The sequence below is a fragment of the Streptomyces sp. 11-1-2 genome (genome assembly GCF_003595545.1).
GTDB classification, from domain to species: domain Bacteria; phylum Actinomycetota; class Actinomycetes; order Streptomycetales; family Streptomycetaceae; genus Streptomyces; species Streptomyces hygroscopicus_B.
Map to the genome: position 1 here is coordinate 10383839 of NZ_CP022545.1, position 16612 is coordinate 10400450.

Annotated in this window: 12 protein-coding genes; 9 read left to right on the plus strand and 3 right to left on the minus strand. The window is 72.4% G+C overall.

Annotated elements, in window-relative coordinates:
- Positions 1 to 85: 85 nt before the first annotated feature.
- Positions 86 to 688 carry a chorismate mutase gene (locus CGL27_RS44495; RefSeq protein ID WP_119993302.1) on the plus strand — a complete coding sequence of 201 codons (603 nt, stop codon included), beginning with the start codon at positions 86 to 88 and terminating at the stop codon, positions 686 to 688.
- Positions 689 to 907: 219 nt separating this feature from the next.
- On the opposite strand, the gene CGL27_RS44500 is transcribed toward CGL27_RS44495, so the two are convergent.
- A complete protein-coding gene (locus CGL27_RS44500; protein ID WP_078645807.1) occupies positions 908 to 2536 on the minus strand; it encodes an acyl-CoA synthetase in 1629 nt (542 codons plus the stop codon).
- 165 nt (positions 2537 to 2701) lie between these two features.
- Here CGL27_RS44500 and CGL27_RS44505 point away from each other — a divergent pair, with 165 nt between their 5' ends.
- From CGL27_RS44505 to CGL27_RS44530, 6 genes are all read left to right on the plus strand, one after another.
- Complete coding sequence (locus tag CGL27_RS44505; protein ID WP_078645809.1) at positions 2702 to 3508, plus strand: crotonase/enoyl-CoA hydratase family protein; 807 nt, start codon at positions 2702 to 2704, stop codon at positions 3506 to 3508.
- 59 nt (positions 3509 to 3567) lie between these two features.
- Positions 3568 to 4527 (plus strand): OB-fold nucleic acid binding domain-containing protein, encoded by a 960-nt coding sequence (locus CGL27_RS44510; RefSeq protein ID WP_078645811.1) that lies wholly within the window; start codon positions 3568 to 3570, stop codon positions 4525 to 4527.
- The gene (locus tag CGL27_RS44515; RefSeq protein ID WP_078645813.1) at positions 4528 to 5604 is read left to right on the plus strand and encodes a thiolase domain-containing protein; all 1077 of its coding nucleotides are present in this window, start codon (positions 4528 to 4530) and stop codon (positions 5602 to 5604) included.
- Positions 5601 to 6767 carry a thiolase domain-containing protein gene (locus CGL27_RS44520; RefSeq protein WP_119993304.1) on the plus strand — a complete coding sequence of 389 codons (1167 nt, stop codon included), beginning with the start codon at positions 5601 to 5603 and terminating at the stop codon, positions 6765 to 6767. The genes CGL27_RS44515 and CGL27_RS44520 overlap by 4 nt, the downstream gene beginning before the upstream one ends.
- Positions 6768 to 6860: 93 nt before the next feature.
- Entirely contained in the window at positions 6861 to 7106 is a 246-nt protein-coding gene (locus CGL27_RS44525) for a DUF397 domain-containing protein (protein ID WP_078645817.1), read from the plus strand.
- Between the two features lie 407 nt (positions 7107 to 7513).
- Positions 7514 to 9346: an AMP-dependent synthetase/ligase gene (locus CGL27_RS44530; RefSeq protein WP_119993305.1), complete on the plus strand. Its 1833-nt coding sequence runs from the start codon at positions 7514 to 7516 to the stop codon at positions 9344 to 9346.
- A 148-nt stretch (positions 9347 to 9494) separates the two neighbouring features.
- Here the strand turns inward: CGL27_RS44530 and CGL27_RS44535 are convergent, their stop codons facing one another.
- Positions 9495 to 10649, minus strand: a complete 1155-nt coding sequence (locus CGL27_RS44535; RefSeq protein ID WP_119993307.1) for an isoafricanol synthase — start codon at positions 10647 to 10649, stop codon at positions 9495 to 9497.
- 250 nt (positions 10650 to 10899) lie between these two features.
- On the opposite strand from CGL27_RS44535, the gene CGL27_RS44540 reads away from it, so the two are divergent.
- Together CGL27_RS44540 and CGL27_RS44545 are read left to right on the plus strand one after the other, a co-directional pair.
- Positions 10900 to 13827 (plus strand): AAA family ATPase, encoded by a 2928-nt coding sequence (locus CGL27_RS44540; RefSeq protein ID WP_119994857.1) that lies wholly within the window; start codon positions 10900 to 10902, stop codon positions 13825 to 13827.
- A gap of 61 nt (positions 13828 to 13888) precedes the next feature.
- The gene (locus CGL27_RS44545; protein WP_078645820.1) at positions 13889 to 14389 is read left to right on the plus strand and encodes a hypothetical protein; all 501 of its coding nucleotides are present in this window, start codon (positions 13889 to 13891) and stop codon (positions 14387 to 14389) included.
- A gap of 115 nt (positions 14390 to 14504) precedes the next feature.
- Here CGL27_RS44545 and CGL27_RS44550 read toward each other — a convergent pair whose 3' ends face one another.
- Positions 14505 to 16529 (minus strand): peptidoglycan recognition family protein, encoded by a 2025-nt coding sequence (locus CGL27_RS44550; protein ID WP_119993309.1) that lies wholly within the window; start codon positions 16527 to 16529, stop codon positions 14505 to 14507.
- Positions 16530 to 16612: the final 83 nt, after the last annotated feature.

A 16612-nucleotide genomic window follows, 5' to 3' on the forward strand; every position in this document is an offset into this window, starting at 1 on the left:
TCGTTCCAGAACCCGTCGGACGCCCCCGGGCCGCCGGGGCGACGCCTCGGGCCGCCCGTCCCGCCGAGAGAGGAACCCCCCGCCCATGCGACCGCATCTGTCCCCGCGTCATGCGCTGATCGCCGCGCTGGCCACCGCCGTGCTGGCCACGGGGGCCACCGCCGCCTTCGCCGCGCCGACGGGTCCGGCCCGTGTCCACGGCACCCTGCGGCCGCTGGTCGAGCTGTCCGCGCAGCGGGTTCTGGTGGCCGATGAGGTCGCCGCCGCGAAGTGGGGCACGGACAGCCCGATCGACGACCCGGCGCGGGAGCGGGAGGTGCTGGACGCGGTGGCGCGGCAGGCCGAGGAGCTGGGCGCCGACCCCGTGGCGACGTCGAGGATCTTCCGCGACCAGATCGAGGCCAGCAAGGTCGTCCAGCGCGGCCTCTACCGGCGCTGGGACGCCGACCCCGCACAAGCGCCCACCGAACGCCCCGACCTCGGGCGGATCCGGCTGGAGATCAACCGGATCAACGGCGAACTCGTGCGCGCCATCGCGGATTCGGCGGCCGTGCGGGAGGCCCCCTCCTGCGTGGGACGGCTCACGGCCGGGGCCGCGGCGGTGATCCATGGGCGGCACTTGGACGCGCTGCACAGTGTGGCGCTGGGCCGGTCGCTGCCGTCGGTGTGCGAGCGGGCGGCGCCGTGAGGCTGCGGTAGGGCTGCGGTTCGGGCGCTCGGTCAGCCTTGCGGGGTGTCCGGCGGATCTTTCCCCTCCCCGCCCCTCCCCGAACCCGGGGCCCGACCCCCGGCCCGGCCGGGGCTCCGCCCCAGGACCCCGCTCCTCAAACGCCGGAGGGGCTGGATTGGCGCCCCCTCCCAGGCGTCACCATCCGTCGGACGGGCCCTGACCGCGTCGCGGAACGGTTCAGCCGCCGTGCGGGGTGTCCCGGTCCGCCTCTTGCGCGACCGCTCGCGCCCAGCGGTAGTCCGCCTTGCCGCTGGGGGAGCGCTGGATGCGGTCGGTGAAGACGACCGTACGTGGGGTCTTGTAGCCCGCGAGCCGCTCCCGGCAGTGGTCGCGGACCGCGTCGGCGGTGAGCCCGGATGCCTGTGTCCGGGGCTGGACGACGGCCGCGACGCGATGACCCCAGCGGGGGTCGGGGACGCCCGCCACCAGCGCGTCGTACACGTCCGGATGGGCCTTCAGGGCCTGTTCGACCTCTTCCGGATAGACCTTCTCACCGCCGGTGTTGATGCACTGCGAACCGCGCCCGAGGACGGTGATCACGCCCTGCTCGTCGACGGTGGCCATGTCGCCGAGCAGCACCCAGCGCTCCCCGTCCGCCTCGAAGAACGTCTCGGCGGTCTTCTTCGCGTCGTTGTAGTAGCCGAGCGGCACATGGCCGCGCTGGGCGATCCGGCCGGGCTCGCCGGGTGCCACCGGGGCGAGGGTCGCCGGGTCCACCACCGTCGTACGGGCGTTGACGTGCAGCCGGAAGCCCTTCTCGGGGCCGGAGTCGTCGGTGGCCGTGCCGTTGAACCCGGACTCCGAGGAGCCGAAGTTGTTCAGCAGCAGGGTGTGCGGGGCGAGTTCGGCGAACTGGGCGCGTACGGTCTCCGACAGGATCGCGCCCGAGCTGCTGACGCTGAGCAGGGAGGAGAGGTCGGTGCCCTTGAGGGGGCCGGTCAGGGCGTCCACCAGTGGCCGCAGCATCGCGTCGCCGACCAGCGAGACGGTGGTGACCTTCTCCTTCTCGACCGTCCTCAGCACATCCTGGGGGACGAACTTCCGGTGCAGCACCACTTTCTGGCCGAAGTTGAACCCGATGAAGGCCGTAAGGGTGGAGGTGCCGTGCATCAGCGGCGGCGTGGGGAAGAAGACCAGCCCCTCGCCGCCCGCGGCCACCCGCTCGGCCAGCTCCTCCGGGCGCCCGACGGGCCGGCCGGTCGGAGCGCCGCCGCCCAGCCCGGAGAAGAAGAGGTCCTCCTGCCGCCACATCACGCCCTTGGGCATTCCGGTGGTGCCGCCGGTGTAGATGATGAAGCGGTCGTCGGCGGACCGCGCCGGGAAGCCGCGCTCGGGTGACCCGGACGCCTCGGCGTCGGCGAACGCCACGGACGTACGGGGGCCGTCCCCGGTGCCGACCCGCACCAGATGGCGCAGGCGGTCGGTGTGCGGCAGCGCGGCGGCCACCCGCTCGCCGAACTCGGCGTCGTAGACCAGCGCGGCCAGGTCCGCGTCGCGGTAGAGGTAGACCAACTCGTCTTCCACATAGCGGTAGTTGACGTTCACCGGCACCGCCCGGATCTTCACGCAGGCCAGAGCCGTCTGGAGATACTCGACGCCGTTGCACAGATGCAGTCCGACATGCTCGCCCGGGGCGATACCGCTGTCCCGCAGATGGTGGGCGAGCCGGTTGGCGGCCGCGTCGAGCTGGGCGTAGGTGAGCCGCCGCTCGGCTCCGGTGCCGGGGTGGTCCAGGTACACCAGCGCCTCTCTGTCGGGCACTGTGTCGACGATCGACTCGAACAGGTCGGCAAGGTTGTACTCCATGGCTCCTCCTGACCCCTCGATCCGGCGGCTCGGCGCTCATTAGAGCCGCGCGGGGATGAGGTGGGAAGGCCCCCGGTACAAGAAATCTGACTGAGCATCAGATTTCTCTTGAAGTCGGCCTTCCCCTGCTGCAACCTGTTCTAGGTCTTGAGACGGGAGGACGTCGTGACAAGCGGGACCGAACACCTCATCGTCGAGCGCGTCGGCGCGACCCTGGTACTCACCTTGAACCGGCCCGAGGCCAGGAACGCGCTCTCGCTGCCGATGCTGGTCGGGCTGTACGACGGCTGGACCGAGGCCGACGAGGACGATGCCGTGCGCTCCGTGGTGCTCACCGGCGCCGGTGGGGCCTTCTGCGCGGGAATGGACCTCAAGGCGCTCGCGGGCGGCGGCCGGATGGACGGACAGCACGTCCGCGACCGCCTCGCGGCCGACCCCGATCTGCACTGGAAGGCAATGCTCCGCCACCATCGGCCGCGCAAGCCGGTGATCGCCGCCGTCGAGGGCCCCTGTGTCGCGGGCGGCACCGAGATCCTGCAGGGCACCGACATCCGGGTCGCCGGGCGCGGCGCCACCTTCGGGCTCTTCGAGGTCCGGCGCGGGCTGTTCCCCATCGGCGGCTCCACCGTACGGCTGGCCCGCCAGCTGCCCCGCACCCACGCCCTGGAGATGCTGCTGACGGGGCGCCCCTATCCGGCCGAGGAGGCGGCGCGGATCGGGCTGATCGGCCATGTCGTCCCGGACGGCACGGCGCTGGAGAAGGCCCTGGAGATCGCCGAGCTGATCAACGCCAACGGCCCGCTCGCCGTCGAGGCGGTCAAGGCGTCCGTCTACGAGACCGCCGAGATGACCGAGTCCGACGGCCTGAAGTCCGAACTCGAACGCGGCTGGCCGGTCTTCGACACCGCCGACGCCAAGGAGGGTTCGAAAGCCTTCGCGGAAAAACGGCCGCCGGTCTACCGCCGGGCGTGATCCCCCAACACCTCAGGCCGCCGCCCCACGCCGGCCGCGCGGAAGGAGACGCACCCCCCATGACCCCGGCTCCCTCACCCGAGGTGCTCCAGGCGCCTTTGGTCGTCGAGTTCCCCTTCACCCGCTCCCTCGGACCGGTGCAGAGCGCCTTCCTCACCGGACTGCGCGAACGCACCGTGCTCGGCGTGCGCACCACCGACGGCCGGGTGCTGATGCCGCCCGTCGAATACGACCCGGTCACCGCCGACGAGCTGTCCGACCTGGTCGAGGTCGCCCCCACCGGCACCGTCACCACCTGGGCCTGGAACCCCTCACCGCGCCGCGGCCAGCCCCTGGACACCCCCTTCGCCTGGGTGCTGGTGCGGCTGGACGGCGCGGACACCGCCCTCCTCCACGCCCTCGACGCACCCGGGCCCGACGCGGTGCGCACCGGTATGCGGGTGCGGATCCGCTGGGCCGGGGAGCGCGTGGGCGCCATCACCGACATCGCCTGCTTCGAGCCGTACGACGGCGCCGAGGGCGGCGAAGCCGTGCCGCACAGCGGGGAGTTCACCGACCCCGTCACCGGCATCGTGGCCCCCGCCCGCCTCGACTACACCTACGCACCCGGCCGCGCCCAGTCGCGCTATCTGAAGGCCCTCGCCGACCGGACCACCCGCGGGGAGCGCTGTCCGTCCTGCCGCAAGGTGTACGTCCCGCCCCGGGGTGCCTGCCCCACCTGCGGGGTCGCCACCGACGAGCAGGTGGAGGTCGGCCCGCGCGGCACGGTCACCACCTTCTGCATCGTGAACATCAAGGCCCGCAACCTCGATATCGAAGTGCCGTACGTCTACGCCCATATCGCCCTGGACGGCGCGGGTCTGGCCCTGCACGGGCGGGTCGGCGGCATCCCCTACGACCAGGTGCGCATGGGGCTGCGCGTGGAGCCCGTATGGAGCGAGGACAGCCGCTACCCCGACCACTACCGGCCCACCGGCGAACCCGACGCCGACTACGACACCTACAAGGAGCTGTTGTAGATGCGAGAGGTTGCCATCGTCGCCTTCGGCCAGAGCGACCACCGGCGGGACAGCGCGGAGGTCTCCGAGGTCGAGATGCTGATGCCCGTCCTCCATGAGGTGCTCGACGCCGTCGGACTCCGGGCGGGCGAGATCGACTTCACCTGCTCCGGCTCCTCCGACTATCTGGCGGGCCGGGCCTTCTCCTTCACCATGGCCCTCGACGGCGTCGGCGCCTGGCCGCCGATCTCGGAGTCCCATGTGGAGATGGACGGCGCCTGGGCGCTGTACGAGGCATGGACGAGGCTGCTGACGGGCGAGGCGGAGACCGCGCTCGTCTACTCCTACGGCAAGTCCTCACCCGGCGATCTCCGGGAGGTCCTGACCCGTCAGCTCGACCCGTACTACGTGGCGCCCCTGTGGCCGGACTCGGTCTCCCTCGCCGCCCTCCAGGCCCAGGCACTGCTCGACGCGGAAGACGCCGAGGACAGTGGCGCCGACGAGCGGGCGCTGGCCGCGGTCGCCGCGCGCAGCCGGACCGCGGCCGAGGACAACCCGCATGCGCAGGTGACCGGTTCACCGCCGCCCGAGGCCCTCCTGAACGAGCCGTATCTGGTGCGGCCGCTGCGCCGCCACGACTGCCCGCCGGTCGGCGACGGCGCGGCGGCCGTCGTGCTCGCCGCCGGGGACACGGCGCGCCGGCTCTGCCGCCGCCCGGCCTGGATCCGCGGCATGGACCACCGGACGGAGGCACACAGCCTCGGCGTACGGGACCTCACCCGCTCCCCGTCCACCCGGCTCGCCGCCGAGCGCGCGGGCGCCTTCGAGGCCCCCGTCGACCTGGCCGAGCTGCATGCGCCGTTCACCTCACAGGAGCTGATCCTCCGCCGTGAGCTGGGGCTGGGGGAGGGCGTACGCGTCAATCCGTCCGGCGGGGCGCTGGCCGCCAACCCCATGATGGCCGCCGGGCTGATCCGCCTCGGCGAGGCCGCCGCCGCCATCCACCGCGGCGCCGCCGACCGGGCCCTCGCCCATGCCACCTCGGGCCCGTGTCTGCAGCAGAACCTGGTGGCGGTGCTGGAAGGGGATGTCCTGTGACCAAGGAGCCGGTGGCCGTCGTCGGAATCGGCCAGACCAAGCACACCGCCGCACGCCGGGACGTCTCCCTCGCCGGGCTGGTCCGGGAGGCCGCCGTACGGGCCTTGGAGGACGCCCAGCTGACCTGGGCGGACATCGACGCCGTCGTCATCGGCAAGGCGCCCGACTTCTTCGAGGGCGTCATGATGCCCGAGCTGTACCTCGCCGACGCGCTCGGCGCGGTCGGCAAGCCGATGCTGCGCGTGCACACCGCCGGCTCGGTCGGCGGCTCCACCGCGCTGGTGGCCTCGGGCCTGGTCGCCGCCCGTGTCCACCGGACCGTGCTCACCCTCGCCTTCGAGAAGCAGTCGGAGTCGAACGCCATGTGGGGGCTGTCCCTGCCCATCCCGTTCCAGCAGCCGCTGCTGGCCGGGGCGGGCGGCTTCTTCGCCCCGCACGTACGGGCGTACATGCGGCGCACCGGCGCGCCCTCCGGTATCGGCGCCCTCGTGGCCTACAAGGATCGCCGCAACGCCCTGCGCAACCCCTACGCGCATCTGCATGAGCACGATCTGACGCTGGAGAAGGTGCGGTCGTCCCCGATGCTGTGGGACCCCATCCGTTACTCGGAGACCTGCCCCTCCTCGGACGGCGCCTGCGCCATGGTGCTCACCGACCGGGCCGGCGCGGACCGTGCCCCGTACCCGCCCGCCTGGATGCACGGCGGCGCCATGCGCAGCGAGCCGACGCTCTTCGCGGGGAAGGACTGCGTCTCGCCGAGGGCGGGCCGGGACTGCGCGGCCGACGTCTACCGCCAGGCCGGGATCACCGATCCGCGCCGGGAGATCGACGTGGTGGAGATGTATGTGCCCTTCAGCTGGTACGAACCCATGTGGCTGGAGAACCTGGGCTTCGCGGACGAGGGCGAGGGCTGGAAGCTCACCGAGTCGGGGGTGACCGAGATCGACGGCGAGCTCCCGGTCAACCCCTCGGGCGGGGTGCTGTCCACCAACCCCATCGGCGCGTCCGGCATGCTGCGGTTCGCCGAGGCCGCGCTCCAGGTGCGCGGGCGGGCGGGCGAACACCAGGTCGACGGCGCCCGTAAGGCGCTCGGCCACGCCTATGGCGGGGGCTCGCAGTTCTTCTCGATGTGGGTGGTCGCGGACACGCCGCCCGCCGATTGAGTCTCCTCCTTAGTCCTTCTTTCGTGGCCTGTGCGGCACCGGTCACGATCGCTAGGGTGGGGCGCGGACGACGATCCGGGAGGATGAGCTGACGTGGCCGACACCACCACCACCGCACAGCCACTGGCAGGAAGCGCAGAGAAGCCCGATCTCGATCTCTCGGGCGCCCAGTGGCAGTCGAGTAGCCAGGGTGTGGGCGATGTGGAGATCGCCTTCGTCGAGGGCTTCATCGTGATGCGCCACGGCCGTCGTCCCGAGGGCCCGGCGCTGATCTTCACCCCGGCCGAGTGGCGTGCCTTCGTCCTGGGCGCGCGTGAGGGCGAGTTCGACCTCACCTGAACCGGGACCGCCGATCAGGGGCGGGCGGGTCCGGCCGGACCCGCCCGCCCCTGGCATGTCGCCTCTCGGAAGAGCACGCCGTGGTCCCGGCCCCGCGGCGCCCGGCCCCACGGCGGTGCGTGCGGTATCGGCCAGAATCAGGACGCGGAACGCCCTGGCGGATCCGCGCGTCGCCGGACACGGCACCGAGGTCTGTCTTCCCATGCGTTCACCGGAGGTTCACAGCCCATCACTTCCCGTGTGGAAACGTGAGGGTGACTCACGGTAACAGCAGCAGGTCGCAGTAGGTCTCCGCGGGCGGGAACAGAATCGTCCAGCGCTCTATGCAGCCCCGGCCATGGCGGGTAGTTTTCCCTCCCACTTCCCCGTTGCGCGGGGCGGCAAGTCGGCCGAAAACAGGGGGTGCCGTGCGCGAATTCAGTCTCCCTCACATGGTGGAACCGCTGCGCGCGGGCGGGCTCGCGGACTCGGTCTACGAACTGGCGGACCGCGAACCGGACAGGGCCCAGCTCGCCCGGCGGGATGCCACCGACCGCGGCCGGTGGACTCCGGTGACCGCCGGGACCTTCCGGGACGAGGTCCTGGCGCTGGCGAAGGGCCTGCTGGCCGAGGGCGTGCGGTTCGGGGACCGGGTGGCCCTGATGGCGCGGACGCGGTACGAGTGGACGCTGTTCAGCTATGCCCTGTGGTCGGTCGGCGCCCAGGTGGTGACCGTCTACCCCACGTCCTCCGCGGAGCAGGTGCGCTGGATCCTGGCCCAGACGCGGGCCGTGGCCGTGGTGGTCGAGGGCGAGGACCACGCCATGACGGTCGGAGCCGTCTGCGATGCCCTTCCCGGGCTGCGCTCCATCTGGCAGATGGACCAGGGGTGCGTGGCGGAGCTGTGGCGGCGGGGCGCCGATGTCCACGAGGAACTGGTCACCGAGCGGCGCTGGCTCGTGGAACCGCGCTGCACGGCGGTCATCTGCTACACCTCGGGCACCACCGGACAGCCCCTGGGGTGCATGATCACCCACGCCAATCTCGCCGCCGAATGCGACACCGTGTTCGCGGGCTGGAGCGGGCTGTTCGCCGAGCCCGGGGTGCGGCCCGCCATCCTCGCCTTCCTCCCGCTGGCGCATATCTACGGACTGATGGTCCAAGTGCTCTGTGTGCGGGGCGGCATCCTCATGGGGCATGAACCCGAACTCACTCCGTCCGCCCTGCTGCCGTCCTTCCAGAGCTTCCGCCCGACCTGCGTCTTCGCGGTGCCCTACATCTTCGAGAAGATCCTGGGAGCCGTGCGGACCGCCGCCCAGGACGCGGGCCGGGGCGTGGTCTTCCAGAAGGCCATGGCCACGGCGGTGCGCTACGCCGCGGCCGTCGAGCAGCAGTCACAGGACGGCGGAAAGGGACCGGGCCCGGGGCGCAGGGCCACGCATGCCGTCTTCGACCGGATGGTCTACCGGCGGCTGAGAGCCGTCCTCGGCGGCCGGGTGCGCTACGCGGTCACCGGTGGCTCACCGTTCAGCCGGGAGCTGGGGCTGACGTTCGCCGGCGCCGGGATCACCGTCTACAACGGCTACGGCCTCACCGAGACCACGGCGGCGATCACCGCGCAGCCGCCCGGCCGTCCCCGGCACGGCACGGTGGGCCGCCCGATGCCGGGCACGACGGTGCGCATCGCGCCGGACGGCGAGGTATGGGTGCGCGGCGGCACCGTCTTCGAGGGCTATCTGGACGATCCGAAGGCCACCGGGGCCGCGCTGCGCGACGGCTGGCTGCACACCGGAGACGTCGGATTCCTCGACGGCGAGGGCTATCTCACCATCACCGGCCGTAAGAAGGACATCATCATCACCAGCGGCGGTAAGAGCGTCTCCCCCCTGCCGCTGGAGGAGCGGCTGCGGGCGCATCCGCTGATCTCGCAGTGCGTCCTGGTGGGCGACAACCGCCCCTTCGTGGGGGCGCTGATCACCCTGGACGCCGAGATGCTGGCCCGCTGGCACCAGGTCGTCGGCGCGCGGCTTCCCGTCGGCCGGGAGCACGCGTCGGCGAACAAGGCGCTGCACGCGGAGATCCAGCAGGCGGTCTCCACGGCGAACCTCTCGGTGTCCAGAGCGGAGTCGATCAGGGCCTTCCGTATCCTCCCGAAGGAATTCACCGTGGCGGACGGGCTGTTGACGCCCTCGCTCAAACTGCGGCGCGACGCGGTCTACAAGGTGTGCGCCGCGCAGATCGAGCAGCTCTACGCGAGCTGAGTGCCCGACGCGAGCCGAGCGCTCCATACGAGCTGAGCGCTGCACGCGAGCTGAGCGCCGCGCCACGCGAACTGAGCGCCGCGCCACGCGAGCTGAGCGCCCCACATGAGCTGAGAGCGCTCCGAACGCGTCGGCTTCCGCACGCCGGCTAACGGGAGCCCGAGCCGCTGCCCGGCGGCGGCAGCGGCGCGCCCCGCCCCGCGCGGATCAGCTCCTCCGCGCCCGTCAGCTGGGCCCAGGGCCGCTGCCGTCCCCCGCTGACCGCCTCGGTGCCCCGCTCGTCGTAGCGTGCCGTCCGCACCGACCAGCCCAGATTGCCGGTCATTACATGCCGCATGCCGTCCACATAGCGCCCCACGGCGCGGTGGGTGCCCGGGTCCGCCCCCGCCTCGGTGAGCAGCGCCGGCAGCCTGGCCGCCGTCTCCTCGAACCAGCGGTAGCGTGCGTTGGCGAGGTCGGCGATATGGCGTACCGCGTCCTCCAGTTCACCACCCGCGCGCTCCCACTGGACGATGACGCTGTTGTGGACGTCGCCGACGGCCAGTTCCTTGTCCAGGGAAGCGATGTCATTGGTGAAGACCACCACATCGTCCGTAGCCTCCCGCATCCGCGCCATCGGGAAGCCGCCGTGCAGCGCGGGCGGCAGGGTGTAGCCGCCGAATGGCTCGTTCAGGTCGAGACAGGGCTGTACGCCTATCGAGTGACGCCGCAGCGCCAGCACGGCCTCCACCGAGCGCGGTGCGTCCCTGCCGGCCCCGGGCAGGGCGCCGGTCCGCTCCAGGGCCTCCCGGTGGTAGGAGTGCAGGTACTCCAGCCAGTGGTGGCGGAAACGGTCCCGCCACACCTGCGGCCGCCCGGAGTTGATCCGGCGCCACAGGTCGCGGAAGCTCTCCAGGAGCGGCCCCTCGCCGTCCTGTGCCCTGCCGTGCGCCGCGTCCTCCTCGGTGATCCGGATGACGTCCGCCACCAGCCGCGCCACGGCCTCCGGACGGGAGCCCATCTCCCCGTCGAACTGATCGTCGAAGACGAAGTACCAGCCCACGAGGTCACTGCCCAGGTTCAGATCGGCGCCGGTCGCCCGGGGGTAGAACAGGCCCGCCAGCACGTCGAAGCGGAGCGCGTCGTACTCCGCGACGGACTCATGGTCCTCGAAGACGCCGAACCGTGAAAGCCATTGGATGGTGTGGTGCCTGGCCACCTCGGTGCCGGGACTGAGGTCCGCCGAGGCCGGAAAGTCGAACAGGGCCGCCCGTCGCAGCAGTGTCGTCTGCCGGGCCTGTGGTCGCGAAGCGTGCGCGTGCATGAGTCGTGTCCGCCCCCTTCGTTGGTCGGGCGGCCGAGGCCGCATATACCACAGGCTTGCGCGGCGTCTGTCCAACCCGGTGAATCCGGTCATCCTCGCGTGCGGAACGTGGCATCGATAGAGGAGGCAGTGAATTGGCGTGTGCCACTGGCAATGCCCGGCGGAAATCCCCCCATTGAGGGGCTACGGAGCGTGCCATCCGCGCTACGCTCGGCGTCACCTGCCGGAGGGGAAGAACGTGGCGGAGGACATGAGCCAACAGGACCGGACGCGCCGGACACTGCTGGAGCGGGATCGGGAGCTGCGCGCGGTGGACGCCGCGCTGACCGAGCTGTGCGGGACGGATCCCGCCGATCGGGCCGAGACCCGCGGCGGCGGAGTGATCGCCTTCGAGGGCCCCGGCGGCGTCGGCAAGACCGCGCTGCTCGGCGAGGCGCGCCGGAGGGCCGCCGCACGCGGCTGCACCGTGCTCCGGGCCCGTGGCGGTGAGCATGAACAGGGCGCGGCCTTCCATGTGGTGCGCCAGCTCTTCCAGCCGGTGCTCGCGGCGACCGGCGAGGACGAGCACCGCAGGATCCTCGGCGGCTGGTACGACATCGTCGCGCCCGCGGTCGGCCTGGTGGTCTCGGGCAACGGCGGCGCACCCGATCCGCAGGGCGTCCGCGACGGCCTCGACTGGCTGGTGACCCGCTTCGCCGTGGAACACGCCCCGGTCGTCATGATCCTCGACGATGTCCACTGGGCCGACCCCGAATCGCTGGACTGGCTGACCCGGTTCGCCTCGCGCACCGCGGACCTGCCCCTGCTGCTCGCCGTCGGCTACCGCCCGGAGGGCCTGACCGCCGACGTCGCCGTGATACGGGCTCTTGTCGAGCGCCAGGGATCACGTCCCCATGTGCTGGCGCCGCTGACCCCGAGCGGAGTCGGGCGGATCGTCCGGGAGGTCCTCGGGGACCACGCCGACGAGGCGTTCTGCCGCGAGTGCTGGGCGATGACCGGCGGCAACCCCTGGGAGATCACCGAGCTCACCGCCAAGATCCGCGACCGGCGGCTGAAACCGCAGTCGGAGAACCTGCCCGCGCTGCGCGAACTGGTCTCCTCGGCCAAGGACAGCGGGCTCAACGACCGGCTGACCCGCCTCGGCACCGCCGCCGTCCGCCTCGCTTGGGCCGTCGCCGTCCTCGGCATCGAGGCCACCCCGGCGCTGACCGCCAATGTCGCCGGGCTCAGCGAGACCGAGGCCGTCGACGTGGTGGCGCGGCTCGTCGACGCGCGGATCCTGGCCCCGCCGCGCCCCGGAAACGGCACCCGGCCCCTCGAATACCTCCACCCGCTCATCGCCACCGCCGTCTACCAGGCCATCCCCGGCGCCCTGCGGGTGGCCATGCACGGCCAGGCCGCCAACGTGGTGCTCGGCGCGGGCCTGGGCTCCGCGGCCGCCGGCCGGCATCTGCTGGAGATGCACCCCGAGGGCGACCCCTGGGTGGTGCACCATCTGCGGGCCGCCGCCCGGGAGTATCTGCGCGCCGGAGCCCCCGACGCCGGGCGCCGCTGTCTGGCCCGGGCGCTGCGCGAACCACCCGCCCTGGAGGAGCGCCCCGCCGTGCTGTACGAGCTGGGCTGCGCCGCCCAGCTCACCGAGCCCGACGTCACCGTCAACCATCTGCGGGCCGCGCTCGAAGAGCCCGCGCTCGGCCCCGACCTGCGCGAGGCGATCACCTACCGGCTCGCCCAGGCATACGGGCACAGCGGCCGTATGGAGGAGGCCGCCCAGGTCGTCGCCGCCGAGATCGGGCGGGCCACCAGCGCCCGCACCCGGCTGCGGATGCAGACCGAGCAGCTGATGTGGAACATGTTCCGCGCCGACGAGAAGGAGTCGCCCGCCCGCTCCCGGCGGCTCGCCCGGCTCGCGGACCACCTCACCGGCCGCGGCATGGCCGAGCGCTATCTGCTGGGGCTGCGCGCCTGGGACGCGATGACGCGCGGAGAGCCGGTCGCCACCGCGCTGCACTACGCGGAGGAGGCCCTCGGCGACGGCCTCAGCTGGACCGATGACGACTGGGGCTTCGAGGTGCCGATCCTGGTCGCCCTGGTCTTCCTCCACTGCGACCAGCCCGGGCGCGCCGAGGAACTGTTCAACAAGGGCATCGCCGAATGCGAGCGCAAGGGCTGGCGCGGCTCCCATCTGGCGTTCGGCTTCACTCTTCTCGGCTACGCCCGTCTGCGCCGCGGCGCGCTCACCGAGGCGGAGGAGCTGGCCCGGGAGGGGATGCGGATCGCCGATCTGGTGGGCTCCTCGACACCCGCGCACTGGACCGCGGTCGGCACCCTCATCGGAACGCTGATCTGCCAGGGCCGGGTCCGCGAGGCGCAGGAGTTCGCGGCCGGGCACCGCGGCGAGACCCTTCCGCAGGCCACGCTCTGCCCCGACGTACCGGCGGTCCGCGGTGAGCTGCTGCTGGCCGCCAATCTCCACCGCGAGGCCCGGCACCAGCTCACCGAGGTCGGCCGCCGCATGGACGGGCGCGGGATGCGCAACCCCGCCTGGTGCCCCTGGCAGCTCCACCTCGCCCAGACCCTCGCGCTGACCGATCCCGCGCAGGCCGTCGAGGTCGTCGACGACGCGGTGCGCCGCGCCCGTCAGTTCGGCACCCCCTCCGCGATCGGCAAGGCGCTGCACACCGCGGCCACCGTGACCCAGGGCCCTGACCGGATCAAGCTGCTGGCCGAGGCCGTCAGCCATCTGATGCGGTCACCGGCCGCCTACGACCTGGCCGTGGCGCTGGTCGACCACGGCGCCGCGCTGCGCCGCATCGGCCTGCCCCAGGAGGCCGGCGACCGGCTCTACCGCGGTCTGGAGGGAGCGGTGCGCTGCGGGGCCGACGCCCTCGCCGCCCGGGCCCGCGATGAGCTGTCCGCGGCCGGACTGCGCCCCATGCAACTGCGGGTCGATCACACCAGCCCGCTGACCTCGCAGGAGCAGACCGTCGCCGAGCGGGCCGCCGAGGGCTGGCCGGACGCCCGGATCGGCGAGGCGACGGGGCTGGAGGAGCGTGAGGTCGCCCGGCTGCTCTCCGATGTCTACCGTAAGGTCGGCACCGACCGGGCCGGGCTGGCGAAGCGGCTGATCACCCCCACCGTCGGCCTTCCCCAGCGCCCGGCGCCGGACCCCGGATGAGGGGTGCGGCCCGCCCGCTCCCCGGCACGGTAACCGGCACGCGGCCACGTACCATGTCCGCATGTCCTTCCTCCGCCGCCGCAGCGCCGCCACGCCCACCGGGCCGGACTTCGACGTCCTCGCCATGGACCCGGGAGACTGGCCCGGCGACCTCGGGGCGGGGCTGCTGCCCGCTCCGGACGGCACCTGCCAGGGCGTCTTCCTGCGCTACGACCTGTTCGGCGGCCGCGGCCCGGCGATGATCATCGGCAATCTGCCCGCGGGATCCCCGGCCCGGGAGGTCGCGGAGGGCCAGCCGCCGTTCGAGGTCACCCAGCTGCTGGCGGCGCTCGGGAACGATGAGCCGGTCCATGTGGTGGACACCGAGGACAGCCCGGTCATGCATGAGGACAACCTCCTCATCGTCCGCCGGATCAAGCTCTCCGAGGGCCGGATCTCCTGCGCCCAGTTCGACCGCAGCGACGGTGTGCTCGTCACCATCGCCAGCTGGGACCGGCCGATCACCGACGATCTGTACCGGCTGCTCAAGCCGCTGCCCGCGGAGATGTTCCAGCAGCGCTGAGGAGTGCCGCCGAGGGCCGTGAGACGCCCGTACGGCACACAGCCGACACGGTCGCTCACGGCCCCCGGATGGCCCGTCTACCAGTCTCCCGGGGCGGACTGACGGCCCGCCGGGCTCACTTCCCCGAGCGCCGGACCGTCACATCGGCGGCCCGGACGAACGCCACCCGGTGCCCGAACTGGATCTGGTAGTACACGTCCTGGCCGCGCACCACCTTGTGACCGGCCGGATCGAAGGTGGTCGCCCACAGATACTCGCCCCGCGTCCTCAGCCCCAGCGGATAGGACTGCCCGGCGAGCAGCTTGTACGGCAGCGGCGAAACCGCCTGCACCGGCACACCCTCCGGATACGCCCCCTCCTCCGGATAGGCGCGGCCGTACACCGGAACCTCCTTCGCCCCGGCCTTGGGCGTCACGACAAGCCCCTTGGCGCTCACCGCCGTCGGCCGCCGCTTGGGGTCCTGGAACCAGGCCCGCTGACCGAGGTACCAGATCGCCGTCCAGTCGCCCTCACGGCCCGCGACCGCGAACTGCTGCCCGGTGGTGGCGCGGGCGCCGGTGTCATTGACCCCGGTCGTCGAGTCGGAGCCGTCGGGCCGCAGCCCGATGTCCTTGACCAGCGGGGCATCCGCACGCGGCGCGGTGTGCAGTCGCACCGCGGCCGAGCCGTGCGGGGCACACGCCTGGCCCGCCGTCTCACAGCCGGTGTAGACGGGCCGGTTGGTGTCGTAGTCGGGGCGGATGGTGACCAGGCCGCCGGAGGAGCCCGCGGTGCGCCGGAAGGGCGCGCCGAGCAGGGTGAAGTAGTGCGCCCAGTCCCAGTAGGGGCCGGGGTCGGTGTGCATGCCCGCGATGGTGGCGGTGGTGGTGCCCGGCACATTGTCATGGCCCAGGATGTGCTGGCGGTCCAGCGGAATGTCGAACCGCTTGGCGAGATAGCGCACCAGCCGCGCCGAGGAGCGGTACATCGCCTCCGTGTACCAGGCGTCCGGAGCGGTCAGGAACCCCTCGTGCTCCAGGCCGATGGACTTGGCGTTGACGTACCAGTTGCCCGCGTGCCAGGCCACGTCCTTGAGCGGCACATGCTGGGCGATATGCCCGTCGGAGGAGCGCAGGGTGTACTGCCAGGACACATAGGTGGGGTCCTGGACCAGCTTGATGGTGGTGTCCCAGGAGCCCTCGGTGTCATGGATGACGATGTAGTCGATGGACTGCGAGGCGGGACGGTCGCCCAGGTCGTGGTTGCCGTAGTCGTTGTCCCCGAACTCCTCGTAGGGCGCCGGGATCCACTCGCAGGACACATCCTTGGGGGCCTCGACATGCGGATCCCGGGCACGGGACGGCAGACCGAGCGTCCGCAGCTGCCGGGTGTCCGGGGCGAGAGCGGGCGCCGCGTCGAGGGAGACCCGTTCGCCGTCGGCGGTCGTCCGTGTGGCACCGCCGCGGAGCACCTCGTACACCTCGTCGGCGAAGGCGGCCGCGGCCGTGGCGTCATCGGCGCCGGAGTAGGCCGCCACCGCCGCGTACCAGCCGGCGGGGTCCTTGCTCGGCGGCAGCCCCAGCCGCTTCTGTGTGGCGGCCAGCAGGGCCGCGCCACCGCGCACATTGGCGCTCGCATCGCCGCGCAGCGCCGCCGCGGACAGCCCGGTGAGCTCCGCGGCCCGGCCGAGGGTGCGCAGCCGGGCGGGCAGCTGCCGGGGCTCGGGAACGGTGGCCTTGGGAACCCTCAGGGGCCGGGCGAGATCGCCGCGCGCGTCCTCGGTGCCCTGGCTGTGGTGCGGGGCGGTGAGCAGGGCGGTGTGGGCGTCGGTGAGATGCATGGGCCCATAGCCGCCGGTGACGCTGGGCGCGCCGCGGTGGCCGTCCCAGCGTGACTGGAGATACGAGACGCCCAGGAGCACGCCGAGCGGAACGCCGTACTCGGCGGCCGCGGCCGCGAAGGCGCGCTGCAGGGCGCCGCCGTCGGCAGGAGGACCGTCGGCCCGCGGCTGGTCGGCATGGGCGGCGGGTGTCGCCGAGACCAGCGGGAGCAGAAGGGCGGCGGACGCCGCGGCTCCCGCGGTCCGCAGTGTGGTTCTCCGAGTGGGGCCGGACGGGGTTCTGTTCGCGTCGTGGGCGCTGTCCTGTGCGGATTCTGGCATTGCAGCCTCCTCAAGCGGGCCGGGCCGAGCCACTTAGAGATATGCGCTGCCAGGCGTGACGTCAATCGCCGTCACCCAGACGC